A 14,830-nucleotide genomic window follows, 5' to 3' on the forward strand; every position below is an offset into this window, starting at 1 on the left:
CGCAGGTTAGTTTGTCCTTCGAAACGCCCTAACCAACAGTTTCCGGCTCATCATAAATATCGAAAGAACATTCCAGATTAAGCTCTGCCATACGCAACATCTGTTCGGGCCACAACGTAGGCCCCCACGTCCTCGCGACCACCAAACACACAGTTGATATTCATCATAACTTTAGCGCCAAATTCAGGATTGTAGCTTTGCTAGCAACCAATCGAGGTGGTGTCGCAGATCCTTGGCAGTCACGTAACCACTGAACAACAACTCCCGGTCTCTAAATCCTCTCGGCTACGCCGTGACTTCGACCGTGCTGCCCTCGGATTGCGCGCGTGAGCCGGCCATCCATGCGCCGAGCTGGGCGCGCGTGACCTGACCCGCGGCCACGGTGGATACGATTTGGCCGCGGTACATCACCGCGATGCGATCGGACAGCGCGAGGATCTCGTCCAGCTCCGCTGAAACCAAGAGCACCGCCGCCCCGCGATCGCGCACGGCCACGAGCTCCTTGTGGATCCGCTCGATCGAGCCGACGTCGACCCCGCGCGTGGGCTGATTGACAACGAGCAACTTCAGCGGCCGCCCTAGCTCGCGCGCAATGATGACCTTTTGCTGGTTGCCACCCGACAGCGCCGATGCCGGCGTCGTGATACCCGGCGTGCGCACGTCGAAGTCCTTCACCGCTTTGCGCGCGTTTTCGGCAATCGCATCGTCCTGCATGACCCCGCGCGTGGCAAACGGCGCTTTGTCGTAGGTGCACAGCACCATGTTGTCCGCGATCGAATACGACAGCACGAGCCCGTGGCGGTGCCGATCCTCCGGCACGTGGGAGATGCCTTGCTCGATGAGCGCGCGCGATGTCGCGGCGGTGATGTCCTTGCCCAGCAGCGAAACGCTTCCCCTGCCCGGCCGCCGCAAGCCCGTGATGGCCTCGATGAGCTCCGTCTGGCCATTTCCCTGCACGCCCGCGATGCCGAGGATCTCTCCTGCGCGCACGGAAAACGAGACGCTCCGCACCTCGTCCATGCCCGCATGACGACCCTCGACGGAGAGATCCTTCACCACGAGGACTTCGTCCTTGGGCTTGGCCTCCGTCTTCTCCACGGTCAACGTCACGTCGCGCCCGACCATGAGCGCAGCCAGCGAGTGCTCGTCCGATTCTTCCGGCTTGGCGCTCGCCACCACGCGGCCGCCGCGCATCACGGTGATGCGATCGGCCACCTCGAGCACCTCACGCAGCTTGTGCGTGATGAACAAAACCGAGACGCCCTTCTTGATGAGCCCTTTGAGCACCACCAGGAGCTCGTCCGTCTCCTGCGGCGTGAGCACCGCGGTGGGCTCGTCCAGAATGAGCACTTGGCAATTGCGGTACAGCGCCTTGATGATCTCCACGCGCTGCTGCGCGCCCACGGGAAGGTCCTCCACGCGCGCGTCGGGGTCCACGTCGAGCCCGTACTCCTTCGACAGCTCGCGAACCCGCGCGCTCACCTTGCGGCGGTCGAGCACCATACCGCGCACTTCTTCGGCGCCGAGCATGATGTTCTCGGTCACCGTGAACACGGGGATCAACATGAAGTGCTGGTGCACCATGCCGATGCCCAGCTCGATGGCATCTTTCGGCGAGCGCAGGTTGATCGGCTTGCCCTTCAAGCGGATCTCCCCCGAGTCGGGCGACGACAAGCCGTAGATGATGTTCATCAACGTCGACTTGCCCGCGCCGTTCTCGCCGAGCAAACAGTGGATCTCGCCCTCGCGCAGATCCAGATCGATGCCGTCGTTGGCGACGACTCCCGGGTACTTCTTGGTGATCCCTCGGACCTCGAGAACGACCGTCATGAGCGCCTCTCCCGATCATACGGCACACCGTCGGCCGCAGGAGGCGTCGTCTTGCCGATCACCCCTGTCAAAATAATCAACGTGAGCACGTAAGGCACGAGCCCCACGACGGACGATTGCTGCAAAAATGTAAACTTTGGCGGAATGAGGTCGCGAAACAGCTGCAAGTTGATCTGAAAGGCCTGCGCCGCGCCAAAGACCAGCGCCGCCGATAGCGCGCCGATCGGCTTCCAATTGCCGAAGATCATCGCCGCAAGCGCGATGAAGCCGCGCCCGTTGGTCATGAGCGGCTCGAACGACGGCACAGATTCCAAGGTGAAATACGCGCCACCGAGCCCGGCGATGGCGCCGCCGATGACGATGTTCGCCCAGCGCACCTTGAGCACGTCGATGCCCGCGGCGCTCGCCGCGCGCGGATGCTCGCCCACCGACCGCGTGCGCAGGCCCCACTGCGTGAAGAAGAGAACGAAGTGCGCGACGAAGACCAGCACGAGCGCGATCAAGGCGATGGGCTGCTGATCGAAGATGCCGCCGATGAGCGGAATGTCGGCCAGGAGCGGGATGCGAACGTGCGGCAACACGCCGGGCGCGCGCGGGATGTGCCCGCCGAACGCGCTACCCGCCCCGAAGAAGAGCTGCCGGTTGCAGAAGCCGGTCATGCCCATGGCGAGCAGGTTCACCACCGTGCCCGCGATGATCTGGTCCACCTCGAAGGTCACCGTGAGCAGCGCGTGCAAGGCCCCCATGAGCGCACCCGAGAGGATGGCCACGAACACGCCCAGAAGAAGGCTGGCCATGGGCCCCACACCGAAAATCGAGCTCACGTAGAGCGATGCAAACCAGCCGAAAAACGCGGCGGTGAGCATCATGCCCTCGATGCCGATGTTGACCACCCCGGCCCGCTCGCAGCAAATGCCGCAGAGCGCGCCCAAGGTCAGCGGCGTGGCCACCGCGATGGTGGTGCCGATCATGCTCGAGACGATCGAGCCGGCCGGTACCTGTCCCGAGCCGAGCTTGACGACGATGCCGATCAGCACGACCACGATCGCTGCGATGAAGCCATAGCGTCGGTAGTCCATCGAGATCCTCTTCTACCTAACTTCCCCAACCACGGGTGATCACGACCCGCTCGCGCTCGCCCTTCAGGCGATACAGGCGCCGGACCATCACGTCCGCCGCGACGAAAAGCAGAATGAGCGCCTGGATGACCGAAATCACGTCGACGGGGATCTGCGTGAGAAACTGCATGCGCGGCGCACCGCTGCGCATCATGCCGAAGAGAAGCGCGGCGGGCACGACGCCGGCCGGCTTGGTCTTGCCCAGAAGGGCGATGGCGATGGCGTCGAAGCCGTAGCCCTGCGAAAAGCCGAGCTGGTGGCGATGATTCAGCGCGCTCACCTCGATGGCCCCGGCGGCGCCGGCAAGTGCACCGGAGAGGGCCATGCTGACGACGATGGTGCGCCCCACGTGCATGCCGGAATAGCGCGCGGCCTCGGGGTTGGCGCCCACGGTGCGGATCTCGAAGCCGAGCGTGGTCTTCTTGAGCATCCACGCCACGCCCCACGCCGCGAGAAGCGCGAGTGGGAAGCCCCAGTGCAGGCGAAACGAGGACAGGATGGGGGAAAGGCTCGCGCTGTCGGCGATGAGCGGGGTGCGCGCGATGACGTTGTCCGGCGCGGGATCCTTCATCGGGCCGTTGAGCAGGAAGCTCACGGCGTTGAGCGCGACGTAGTTCAGCATGATGGTGCTGATGACCTCGTGCGCCCCCGTTCGCGCTTTGAGCCAGCCCGGGATGCCCGCCCACGCCGCGCCGGCAAGGCCGCCGGCGAGGATGGTCAATGGTACGTGGAGCACCCCAGGGACGCTGCCGCCCACAAGCCCGGGAAGGCCGTAGCCCACGAGCGCCGCGAACACGGCGCCGAGCGCGAGCTGCCCTTCGGCGCCAATGTTGAAGAGGCCACCTTGAAAGGCGAGGGCCACCGAGAGCCCGGTGAGGATGTACGGCGTGGACCACACCAAGGTCTCGGCGATGGCCCGCGGCGAGCCGAGCGAACCCTCGAACATGCCGGAGTACGCCGACAGAGGGTCGCCGCCCGCCACCGCGATCAAAATAGCGCCCAACGCCATGGCGGTGACCACCGCGAGGGCGGGCACCTTCCATGGAGCGATGAACTTGAGGAGCTTTTCGCGAGTACCAGAGGCGCCCGGGGCGGGCGATGCAGCGTTGGGAGAGGTCACGGCTTCGTGGGGGCCACGTTGGTCTTGATGGCGCCCGATTGGAGATCTTTCTTCATCCCCTCGAGCTTGGACTTCACGTCATCGGGAACCTGCGCAGCCAGATCGTGGTACGGCGCATTGCCGGCTTTGCCCACGCTGTTTCCGCTGGGGAATTTGCCTTCTTTTGCCTGCTTGAGCAGGTCGAAGACGCCCTCGTCGAGAAGCTTCATCGCGCTCGAGAGCAGGTACTTCTGCGCCTCGGGCACCGTGAAGTACTGATCGGTGTCGACGCCGATGCCGTAAACACCCTTGGAGGCCGCGCCGATGAGCGCGCCGTTGCCGGTCTTGCCGCCGCCGCCGAACACGACGTCGACGCCCTTGTCGATCATGGACAGGGCGGTGGTCTTGCCCCACTCGGGGTCGGAGAAGGTTTTATCGATGCCCACGTCGTTGTGGTAGACGACGGTCAAGTCGATGCTCGGTTTCGCGGCCTTCGCGCCGACCTTGAAGCCCTCGCCGTAACGCCACACGGGGGGCACGGCATCCGTCGCCAGCACGGCGCCGATCTTCCCGGTCTTGCTCGTGAGCGCGGCGAGCGCGCCCACCAAATAGCCCGCGTGGTCCTCGGGGAAGACCAGGCCGGCGAGGTTCTTCTTTTCCGAGCCCGGCGGCTGGAACTGGTCGACACCGATGAATTTCGTGTCGGGGAACTGCGCGGCGGCGGCCCGGGTGGTCTCGCCCAACGCGAAGCCGACGGTGACGACCACGTCGTACTTCTCCTCGGCAAAGGTGGCGATGTTCTTCGAGTAATCCTTCGGATCGGTCGTCTCGATGTACTGCGTGACGGCCCCCAGATCCTTCTTGGCTTTGAGCACGCCTTCCCACGAGGACTGGTTGAACGACTTGTCGTCGACCTTGCCGACGTCCGTCACCACCCCCACACAGAAGACTTCCGGACTCGAACAGTCAGGCTTGTTGGATTTGCTGCACGCACTGCTGCCGAGAGTGGCGGCCGACGCCATCAAGCACAGAGCGGTGAATCTGGCTTTTCGCCACGCCGAACCTGACAGACCCCGATTGTCGGACATGAGACTTCCTCCGAAGACCTACGGCGACAATGGTCGCCAGAGTTTGCAAATGTGGCTGAGCCTAGCAAACTCCACGGGCTCGAGGGAACTCGCTCGGTTCGAGGCCATTTTTACAGTGTAGCGCGCATTCTACGCGCTCACGGCTACCATCCCGCCTGCGTGAAGCCCAGTTCCCCGGTTGATAAGGGCGCGGGCTTCGTGGCGCAAGTTGCGGATGTTCGCCATGCATCTTTTGGATCTAGCGAGCGCCAGCGTCCCGAAGAGGCGAACCGCCAAGGCGCCAAGAACGCCAAGGGTTGGGGTTGAGCGTTCCTCGGACCTTCAGCACATCAAAACAATTGGCGTCCTTGGCGTCCTGGCGGTTCCCCTCCTTCATCTTCGAACCATGGCGCGACTAGCTACATGGGAAATGAAATATCCCAGTATCTCTCTGCTGCGAGGGATACTGCGATGAGCTAGCGTGGCGCGTATGCGGACGGCGTTGCAGCATGGCCTGACGCTCGCATTGTCGTGCGGGCTCGTGTGCGCCCCCGCCTGTTCGCAACAGAAGAAAGAGAAAGCCAATGCGATCCCGCTCCAAGCGGTGCTCGATCGCTTGGGGCCCGAGTGCGGGCAATATTCGCCGGGAACCGATTGTGGCCTCGCCGTTCGCGATTTGACCAGCGGCGAGACGGCCAGTTACCGCGGTGGTGCATATTACGCATCGGCGAGCACCGTCAAAGCGCTATGGGTGGCCGCCGCATTGGCCGACGTCGGGTTGGAAAAGGTGCAGCCGTACGTTCGCGCGATTTTCGTAGATTCGGACAATTCCGCCTCCGGAAGCGTCATCGATTTGCTGGCCTCGCCCGATCGGATCAACACCTTTACGTGGCAGACCCTGGGTGTGAACGATATCGGCTTTTGCCATTGGAATTACGACCACAAGCGCGTTGCCGAGAATTGTCCGCAGGGGCCACGCAAAGGCCATAACTTCATCACCGCCGACGCCGCCGTGGGATTTCTCACCGCCCTCTGGGAAAAGCGTGCACTGAACGAGGCGAACACGCAAAAGCTGCTCGAGTGGATGAAGCTGTCACCGCGCCAGGGCTATGGAGGCTGGCTGGGAACGCAGCTGCCCGAGGCGGCTCGTGCCACGATGCATCATAAGGCGGGGTGGCTGCCACCGGTGGAATCGCCGGAGAATTCCAATGCGAACGAGATTGGAATCGTGGAAGTGCCCGGCGGACACGTTTATGCGGTGGCGCTTCTGCTCAATGGAGCACCGTCGCAGGAGAGCTACGATCAAAAGCAACTTCCGACGCTCGAATATACGTCCTGCGTCATTTACCACGCGGTCGCAAAAGACCAACCCGATCCGTTTGGCGCCTGCCGCCACCCCTCTCTCAATTAGTGCCTTTTAATTCGATTCGAGCCGATTTCCTTCGTTTGAATGGAGGTAGCATCCCGCCATGCGCAAACATACGTCGCTTTGCCTCGTTTCATTCGCCGCATTGGCGGCACTAACGCATTGCGCGTCGAACGAGACGGCGGCCACGCCGCCCGCCACGCCCGCGCAACCCCCGCCGGCGGCCCCCGCGCAAGAAGCCGCGAAGGCCGACAAGAATGCGCCGACGGCCATCATCCAGCACATCGCTGCCGGGCAATCGAAGCTCTATCCAGTCGACCGCAAGGCGTACGAGTCCGTCGATTATTCGCGCCTGCCCATTGGCGTGTTCGATTCGGGCATCGGTGGCCTGACGGTGCTGAATGCCATTTTGAAGGTCGATGAGTTCAACAACAAGACGCACCAGCCCGGCGCCGATGGCATTCCGGACTTCCAGGACGAGCGGTTCATCTATTATGGCGATCAAGCCAATATGCCGTATGGGAAATACCCCTCCGTGGGGAAAGAGAATTTCCTGCGCGAGCTGGTGATCGAAGATGCCGCGTTCCTGCTTGGTAATCGCTATTGGGCAACGCCGCAGGCCACCGCGCCGATGGCCGACAAGCCGCTGGTCAAGGCGGTGGTGGTCGCGTGCAACACGGCCACGGCGTACGGCATCAACGACATCCGCGCGGCGTTCGAGGCGTGGAAGATCCCGATGATCCTGGTCGGCGTGGTCGAGGCGGGCGCGGAGGGCGCCGTTTCGGCCATGAAGCAGGGGAAGCAAGGCTCCGTGGCGGTCATGGCCACCGTGGGCACCTGCAAGAGCGAGGCGTACCCGAAGACCATCGAGAAGTATTCGCGCGCCGCCGGGTTGGAGCCGCCGAAGGTGGTGCAGCAAGGCAGCGTGGGCCTCGCCGGCGCCATCGAGGGCGATCCGGCGTTCGTGCGCTCCACCGGCGCGACGTCGAGCGCGTCCTCCGCCACGCCGTACCAAGGTCCGGCCGTGAGCAACCAGAACGCGAGCATCGATCCTTCGCTGCAGCAGCAGTACGCGTTCGACCCGAAGGGCCTCATCGGTGATCCGCAGGCGCCGGATTCGTGGAAGCTCAATTCGGTGGAGAACTACGTGAAGTACGAAGTGGCCACGATGGTGGAGTCGTACCGCAAGAACGGTGCATCGACGCCGATCAGCACGGTGGTTCTGGGCTGCACGCACTTTCCCTTCCAGCGCGAGCAGATTGCCGCGTCGCTCGAGCGACTTCGCAATTACAAGGACGCAAGCGGCGCGCAGCCCTATGCAAAGTTGGTGAGCGCCAATGTCGAATTGGTCGATCCGGCCAAGCTGACCGCGAAGCAGCTGTATGGCTTCCTCAAAGAGAAGAATCGATTCCGCGACACGAGCAAGCCGCCGGCGCTGGAGCAGAATGCATTCTTCCTCTCGAAGCCCAACGTGACCTTGCCGGAGGTGAAGCTCACCGCCGATGGCACCTTGGATTCGAATTACAAATACGGCCGCGTCGCCGGGACGTACGACACCGAAACGGTGAAGCGCGTGCCGATGCGCACGGGCGATCTCACACCGGAGCTCCAGGGGCTTTTGCAGAAGGCGATGCCGGTGGTTTGGGAGAGCCTGCAGGTGTTCCAAACATCGAAATTCGTCGGCGCGAAGCAGGCATCGCGCTGAGGGCGTAGTACGTCACGGACCATCCTCGAGCGGCGCAGCGATTGTGGAATTGCTGCGTTGCTCGGGTGCGGTGGCGCCGGCGCGGAGATCAGACGCGGGTCATGCCGCCGTCGACCACGATTTCTTCGCCCGTCATGAAGGACGAGTCGTCCGATGCGAGGAAAAGCGCTGCACGTGCGACCTCGTCCACGGTGCCGAGGCGCTTCATCACGATGCGCTCGGTCAGATGTGCGAGGGCGGCGGCGGCAGCCGCGGGGTCCAGCACCTTTTCCGTGATGCCCGAATCCGTGGGGCCGGGACTGAGCACGTTCACACGAATGCCGCGCGGCGCGAGCTCCGCCGCCGCGACGCGCCCGAGTGAACGCAGGGCGGCCTTCGATGCGGCGTAAGCGCTGCTGCCAACCATGCCCAACCGCGCATTGATCGAGGCGTTGAGCACCACCGCACCGCCCGCGCGAAAGAGCGGGGTTGCGTACTTCAACGAGAGCCAAGGCCCAACGACGTTCACGCGCATGACCTCCTCGAAGGTGGCGAGCGACGACTCTTCGATGGTGCCGATGCGCACGATCCCGGCGTTCACGAAGAGCACGTCGAGCCGCTCGTAGCGCCGCGCGATATCCGCAAAGAGTGCTTCGATGGCCACGGGATCACCAGCGTCCGAAGACACCACGTCGGCCGTGCCTCCAAGCTGCACGCGCGCCTCGTCGAGCGTCTTCGGATTGCGCCCGGTGACGATCACGCGGGCGCCCTCCTCGTGAAAGAGCTTCGCCGTTGCCAACCCGATGCCCGTCGTGCCGCCAGTGACGAGCGCGATCTTGCCTTCCAACTTCTTCGCCATGCGAGTCTCCATTGTTGACAGTTTTGTCCAAAATAGACCAAAAAAAAGACTGCCCCTCCCGATCGGGTCAGCTCGTTCTTCCGCGCCGGGGGCGCTCGATGGGGTGCGCGGCCAATCCGTCGAGCGTGGCAATGGCCACCTCGCGCAGCGTTGCGGCGGAGGCGCCGCTCTTCGCGAGCACCTTCATCCCGAGCATCGTGGCATTGATCTGCAGGGCGCCCGCGCGCTCGTCGACCGACGCGCGCACTTGCCCCAGGGACTTCGCCTCGCGCACCAACCCCACGAGCAGCTCCTCGAGGCGCTTGCCGCTCTGCGCCCCAATGGCGGCGACGTCGGGATCGTCCGTCCCCAACTCGCAGATCGCGGAAACGCCCATGCAGCCGAGCGCGCGGCGCTGCGGTTGCTCGTCGACCAAGCCGAACAGGATGCGTTCGAGCCCGGCGAGCGGCGAGCGCGCACTCTTTGCCCTTGCGACGCATTGGGCCACGCCGTCGTCGTTGTAGCGCCGCAACACCTCGAGGAACGTCTCGCGCTTTCCCACGAACGAGTCGTAGAAGCTCTGACGCCCGATCCCCATGGCCTGGCGCAGATCCTCCGTGGTGGTGGCATTGTAGCCCTTGCGCCAGAAGGTCGCCTTTGCTGCTTCGAGCGCCGTGTTGCGGTCGAACTCCTTGGGTCGGGCCATGGTCTCAACGTACAATTTTTTGACAGATGTGTCCACAACAAATCGCGCCGCTCGATGGCCGGACAAGGCAGCCTGGGCTGACTCGTCGGCGCCAACGGTGCTTCTTGACCTGGGTTTAAACGCGCAAGCTCTCCGCGCGGAGCGTCTACAGGGTGAGCCAACGAAGGAGGCCCTCATGATTCGAGAGCACGTATTTACCGCGCTTCTGCTTACGGTGACGCTCGTGTGCGCGGCGTGCAGTGGCGATGCCGAAGAGACGGACGGCACCTCCGCGGAAGCGGAACAAGCCATTCGAAAATGGCCCGGTGCGGGCGACGCCGGACCGCCGCTCGCTTCGGATTACCCCGAGGCGGTCATCGTCGACATGGAGACACGCAGCGGCGGGAGGACCAACCGCGACGGGTGCACGGGAACGCTCATCGCGCCCCGTGTCGTGCTCACGGCTGCGCATTGCACCCTTGGTTCGCCTTCCATCCGGGTGACCGCACCTTTCGTCAAGGACCACCCCGAAACCCATGTACAGAAATCGATACGATGGGATTCCGAGCACTGGTCGAATCAGCAAGACCTGAGCACGGCCGCTGACCCGAAATTCATCGACGTCGCCCTGTTGTTCCTCCAGGATGCCATCCCGCTGGACGTATATCCCAAGCTGGCTTCCGACTCGCTCGCGAATGGATCGCCCGTGCACATCCTAGGCCGCAAGAGAGCGGGCTCCATGACGGACAACGTGTACCTCTCCGAAGAGGTGGCCGTGGAGAATGCTCCGGTGCACGACTACCGCACGATCCGCACGGTGCCCAATGGGGACGCTGCATCACGAGATACGAGCGCTTGCACCCTAGGAACGGCGTTCGAGCCCGTTCACGTCACCGAGCCCGGCGACTCGGGCGGGGCGGTCATGCGAAGCGGAACGCACACCATCGTGGGCATCAATTCCGGGAGCGGCTTGCTTGCCCGCATCGACGACATCCACGACGCCATCGTCCACGAGGTCAACGAGGGCGGCGGCTGCGCAGTTCCGAGGGGCTGATGCCTAGGCTGATTTGGCCATGCTCATTGACCAGCGCACATGACGTCTTCGAGCAGCTGCAACTCCTCTTTGATCCGCTGAGACGCGGGGACGTCGCCGGTGGTGTTCTCCGAGAGCACCAGCGCGCGGGTGCCTTCGTCATTGACCGCATTGCGCGTGGAGAACCCAGGTGTGTCGCCGGGGTGATGCCAGAAGCCTCCACACCTCGTGGGAGACCAAAAGACGCCGAGTCCGTCGCGCAGGCCGGGAAACACGGCCTGCAGCTCGGTCGCCGGAACGGTCTCGTGCATCTCGGCCATGCGCGCGGGGGATAGAAGCTCGCCCTCCTGCAAAGCGCGCCAGAATCGAGTCAGGTCCTCGGTCGTGGTGATCAGGCTTCCTGCAGCACCGCCCCAGCTCATATTGAACAACGTGACGTCGACCAGCGGTTTTCCCTCGGAAAACGCGTTGTAGCCCTGCGCGTGCGGTGCTGGGAGAGCCGGCCAATCTCCCGGCTCGAACGTGTGCCACATCTGGAGCGGCTCCAGGATGCGCGTACGGATCTCCGAGGCCCAAGGATGACCGGTGACCTTCTCGATGATCATGCCCGCGAGCGTGTAATTCGTATTCGAATAACTCCAGCTCGTTCCGGGTGCGAAGTTCGGCTCGTGCGCGATCGCCTTTGCGACCAGCTCCTCGGGCTCGAGGTGTCGGAATCGCTCCGCGTAGTAATCCTTTTCCGTGAATGGATCGAGCATGTCCTGCGTGTAATTGCGAAGACCGCTGGTGTGCTGCAGGAGATGACGAATCGTGATCGTTTTGCCATCGTTTCCATGTCCGGATACCAGCCCGGGCAGCCACCGATCGACGGTGTCGTCGAGCCGAATTTTGCCCTCGTCGACGAGTTTCAAGACGACCACTGCGACGAACGTCTTGGTGTTGCTGCCCATGCGGAAATGGCTCTCGAACGGCACGGGCTCCGCACCATCGCGTCGGGCAGTACCGCTTCGCGCATCGACTTGCTGCCTGCCGTCGCTCGCTCGAGCGACCACGCCGACCACTCCGCCGGCATGAAGCCGATCGAGACCGCGTTGCAACGGCCTTCTTATTTGGCTGTCCTGGACAGTCAGCGCATTCGATCGATCCTCGCTATTCGGCGCATTATCGTCCGCACAACCCGCGAATGCCCAGCCCGCAAATGCCAAGTAGGCAAGCTTGGTAAAATTCATGCGACCTCCTTTTTTGGGTCGCCAAGTAGTTCCCCGCAGGCCGTCGTCCGTTCAACGCGGGATCGAACTTTGGGAACGTGGGCCGCGGGCCGCACGCAATTCGGAAGGGCTGATGCCGATCCAACGCCGGAACGCGCGGCGGAAGGCGCGCGCCTCGGTGAAGCCGACGCGGGCGGCGATTTCTTCGAAGGGGATGTCGGTATCGGCTACCAACGGGATGGAAGCGTCGCGACGGGCGTCGTCGAGGAGGGCGCGGTAGTCGAGGTTCTCTTTGGCGAGAAGGCGCTGCAGGTGGCGCGGGCCCAGGCCGAGACGGCGCGCGACGATGCTCAAGTGCGATTGGCCCTCGTCCACGCCGGTGCGAACGGCGGTGCGAACGTCGTCGACCGTCCGCTGGCGCGATTCGGGCGGGACGTGGGCGAGAAGCTGCGACGCTTGTTCCTCGAGGTAGATCGCGACGTCGGGTTGCGACGTGGTGAGCGGAAGCTCGGCGACCTCGCGATCGAAGGCGATGGAATTGCACCGCTGTCCGAAGTGAACTGGACAGCGGAACCACCGCTCGTATTCGCGAATCTGCGCAGGGCGCGCGTGCTGGAAGTGAACCTCGCGCGCCGCGAAGTTTTCACCGGTCCAGCGGCGGAGAAAGAGCAGGTACGCGAGCAGCGAGCAGTCGGCCACGGAGCGGGGCGAGCCCGACTGGCTCTCCAGCTCGACAACGACGTGGCGATCCGTCGTGACCATGCGCGATCGGATGTCGGGCTTGAGGATGCGGCTGTAGGTCGTCGCGCGGTGGATGCTTTCCGCGACGGTGGCGCTGGTCATCGAGAGGAGGCCGACGACGCCGAGCGACGAGGGGCGCAGCAGCGTTTCCGCATGATGAAGCCCAAAGTCGGGATCGCCGAATTGGTCTTCCAGGCTGCGCCAGAGGTGCACGTGGGTCTCGCGCGGAATGCGCGAGTGGCTCTGATCGAGGGCGCTGCGATCCAGGGGAGTGCGGCCGAGGAGATCGCTCTCGGCGATACCGCGCTCGCGCGCCCATTGCAGGACGCCGCGCGCCATCGAGGCCAGGTTGGTGGCGGTTCCCCTCATCGAAGGAGAAGTGTACGCGGGATGTCGACGATGCGGGAGCGCAGGTATTCGCCCAGGGCCTTGGCCTGGCGATCGAACCGGGTGGTGGCTACGGCCCCGCCGCGCAAAAGTCCGCGGACGACGAAATTGAGGGCGCGCAGGTTCGCGAGCTCGTAGCGCTCGACGCGGAGATCGCGCGCCTCGGGCAGGAGCTCGCGAAAGCGGTCCACGGTGAGGGCGCTTCGGAGCCAGGCGAAGGCTTCGTCGCTGCGAACCCAGAGTCCGACGTTGGCATCGCTGCCTTTGTCGCCGGATCGGGCGTCGACGAGGGTGCCGAGGGGGAGGCGTTGGGTGTCGGGAGCTCCGTATTCGTACCCGGAATCGGGCACGGGCACGGGCACGGGCACGGGCACGGGCACGGGTTCGAGAGCGCCAATCGGCTCCGTCGTCCCATCTGGCAGTGTGACGCTGTGCTCCAGGAGCGATTGCGAAATTTTCGCGGGCCAGTAGCCGCCGACTTCGACGGCCGGCCCGGGGGCACCCAGCATGAAGAGGCCCGGGTAGCTCGCGAGGCCGAGCTCCACCAGCGCACTCGAAAAAATGCGCCCCACGGCCGCCTCATTCTCCGATGTCGCCACCACCCGGAGAAACGCGGACGCCTCGTCCTGTGATGCGGCGTCGACGTTGGCCGTGCCAATCCGCTGAAACTCCACCTGCGCCTTCGTCCTCGCCAACGCGGCACGGGCCGCACGCTCGAACAGCGCGAGCTTCGCGTCGACATCGAGACCCACGGCCACCAAGGTCATCTCGTTGCGGAAAGGACCGCGGGTCGTAATGGCCACCTTGGTCGTCTCCGGAGGCGGCGATCCCCGCGTACCGCGGAGCGCCACCCGATCGGGCCCCTCCTCCGAGAGCGCAATCGTATCGAGGTGCGTCACCACGTCAGGGTTCAGGTACCGCGTCGACTCCACCTCGTACACGAGCTGCGCGGTCACCGTGCCGATGCTCACCTGGCCGCCCGTCCCCGCGTGCTTCGTGATCACGCTGCTGCCATCCGCGTGAATCTCGGCCAAGGGAAATCCCGGGTGCTCCAACCCCAGGATCTCCTGGAACGACGAATAATTGCCCCCCGTCGCCTGCGTCCCGCACTCGATGACGTGGCCCGCAGCCACCGCCCCCGCGAGGCAATCCCACGCATCGCGCGACCAGCCGTGCCAAAACGCGGCCGCGCCCACCACGAGCGACGCATCGGTCACGCGCGGGCAAATGACGATGTCCGCCCCCGCCTCGAGCGCGCGCACGATGCCCCACGCCCCGAGGTACGCATTGGCCGTGCGCACGAACCCCGCCTCGCGCGGCAAAGGCTCCCCCGTCTCCAAGTTCGCCAGAAGCTCGCCCGCCTCGAACAGCGCCGGCAACCGGCCGCGCAGATCATCGCCCTGCACCGTGGCCACGCGCGGCGCCAAACCCAATCGCTCCGCCAATGCCTGCACGGCCTTTGCGAGACCGGCAGGATTCAACCCGCCCGCGTTCACCACCACCTTGATGCCCTTGGTCAGCACCGTCGCCAACGCCGGCTCTAGATGCGCGAGAAACGCGGCGGCGTAGCCGGCCGACGGATCCTTTGCCTGCTGCTTGCCCAAGATGAGCATCGTCACCTCGGCGAGGTAGTCGCCGGTGACGACATCGACGTGTCCCCCCTCGACCATCTCGCGAAGGGCTCGCGCGCGGTCGCCAAGAAAGCCCGATGCATTCGCAACCCGAACCGGTGATTGCCTGCTCATGCGGTCGAAGGTAGCGCATTTGAATTTGA

General features: G+C 64.3%; 12 protein-coding genes. 3 read left to right on the top strand and 9 right to left on the bottom strand.

Going from position 1 to position 14,830, the window contains the following annotated elements:
- Positions 1 to 285: 285 nt before the first annotated feature.
- The 4 genes from LZC95_45060 to LZC95_45075 are packed head-to-tail and all read right to left on the bottom strand — an operon-like array spanning position 286 to position 5,135.
- The gene (locus LZC95_45060) at positions 286 to 1,830 is read right to left on the bottom strand and encodes an ABC transporter ATP-binding protein (protein WXA93612.1); all 1,545 of its coding nucleotides are present in this window, start codon (positions 1,828 to 1,830) and stop codon (positions 286 to 288) included.
- Positions 1,827 to 2,909, bottom strand: coding sequence for an ABC transporter permease (locus LZC95_45065; protein ID WXA93613.1), 1,083 nt, complete (start codon positions 2,907 to 2,909; stop codon positions 1,827 to 1,829). Before LZC95_45065 ends, LZC95_45060 begins: the two co-directional genes overlap by 4 nt.
- Before the next feature lie 16 nt (positions 2,910 to 2,925).
- On the bottom strand, positions 2,926 to 4,068 hold the full coding sequence (locus tag LZC95_45070) for an ABC transporter permease (GenBank protein WXA93614.1): 1,143 nt from the start codon (positions 4,066 to 4,068) through the stop codon (positions 2,926 to 2,928).
- Entirely contained in the window at positions 4,065 to 5,135 is a 1,071-nt protein-coding gene (locus LZC95_45075; protein WXA93615.1) for a BMP family ABC transporter substrate-binding protein, read from the bottom strand. Before LZC95_45075 ends, LZC95_45070 begins: the two co-directional genes overlap by 4 nt.
- 469 nt (positions 5,136 to 5,604) lie before the next feature.
- On the opposite strand from LZC95_45075, the gene LZC95_45080 reads away from it, so the two are divergent.
- Both LZC95_45080 and LZC95_45085 read left to right on the top strand, forming a co-directional pair.
- A complete protein-coding gene (locus tag LZC95_45080; GenBank protein ID WXB00273.1) occupies positions 5,605 to 6,525 on the top strand; it encodes a class A beta-lactamase-related serine hydrolase in 921 nt (306 codons plus the stop codon).
- Positions 6,526 to 6,583: 58 nt separating this feature from the next.
- Positions 6,584 to 8,185 (top strand): hypothetical protein, encoded by a 1,602-nt coding sequence (locus LZC95_45085; protein WXA93616.1) that lies wholly within the window; start codon positions 6,584 to 6,586, stop codon positions 8,183 to 8,185.
- Between the two features lie 88 nt (positions 8,186 to 8,273).
- On the opposite strand, the gene LZC95_45090 is transcribed toward LZC95_45085, so the two are convergent.
- On the bottom strand, positions 8,274 to 9,023 hold the full coding sequence (locus tag LZC95_45090; protein ID WXA93617.1) for an SDR family oxidoreductase: 750 nt from the start codon (positions 9,021 to 9,023) through the stop codon (positions 8,274 to 8,276).
- Positions 9,024 to 9,090: 67 nt separating this feature from the next.
- Complete coding sequence (locus tag LZC95_45095; protein WXA93618.1) at positions 9,091 to 9,708, bottom strand: TetR/AcrR family transcriptional regulator; 618 nt, start codon at positions 9,706 to 9,708, stop codon at positions 9,091 to 9,093.
- Between the two features lie 175 nt (positions 9,709 to 9,883).
- On the opposite strand from LZC95_45095, the gene LZC95_45100 reads away from it, so the two are divergent.
- Positions 9,884 to 10,741 carry a trypsin-like serine protease gene (locus LZC95_45100; protein ID WXA93619.1) on the top strand — a complete coding sequence of 286 codons (858 nt, stop codon included), beginning with the start codon at positions 9,884 to 9,886 and terminating at the stop codon, positions 10,739 to 10,741.
- A gap of 23 nt (positions 10,742 to 10,764) precedes the next feature.
- Here LZC95_45100 and LZC95_45105 read toward each other — a convergent pair whose 3' ends face one another.
- From LZC95_45105 to LZC95_45115, 3 genes are read right to left on the bottom strand one after another with little or no spacing between them, the layout of a single operon-like run.
- Complete coding sequence (locus LZC95_45105) at positions 10,765 to 11,949, bottom strand: beta-lactamase family protein (protein ID WXA93620.1); 1,185 nt, start codon at positions 11,947 to 11,949, stop codon at positions 10,765 to 10,767.
- Between the two features lie 51 nt (positions 11,950 to 12,000).
- Positions 12,001 to 13,038 carry an AraC family transcriptional regulator ligand-binding domain-containing protein gene (locus tag LZC95_45110; GenBank protein ID WXA93621.1) on the bottom strand — a complete coding sequence of 346 codons (1,038 nt, stop codon included), beginning with the start codon at positions 13,036 to 13,038 and terminating at the stop codon, positions 12,001 to 12,003.
- Entirely contained in the window at positions 13,035 to 14,801 is a 1,767-nt protein-coding gene (locus tag LZC95_45115) for a DUF1446 domain-containing protein (GenBank protein ID WXA93622.1), read from the bottom strand. Before LZC95_45115 ends, LZC95_45110 begins: the two co-directional genes overlap by 4 nt.
- Between the last annotated feature and the right edge of the window lie 29 nt (positions 14,802 to 14,830).

It is taken from the genome of Sorangiineae bacterium MSr12523, from assembly GCA_037157775.1.
GTDB classification, from domain to species: domain Bacteria; phylum Myxococcota_A; class Polyangia; order Polyangiales; family Polyangiaceae; genus Pendulispora; species Pendulispora brunnea.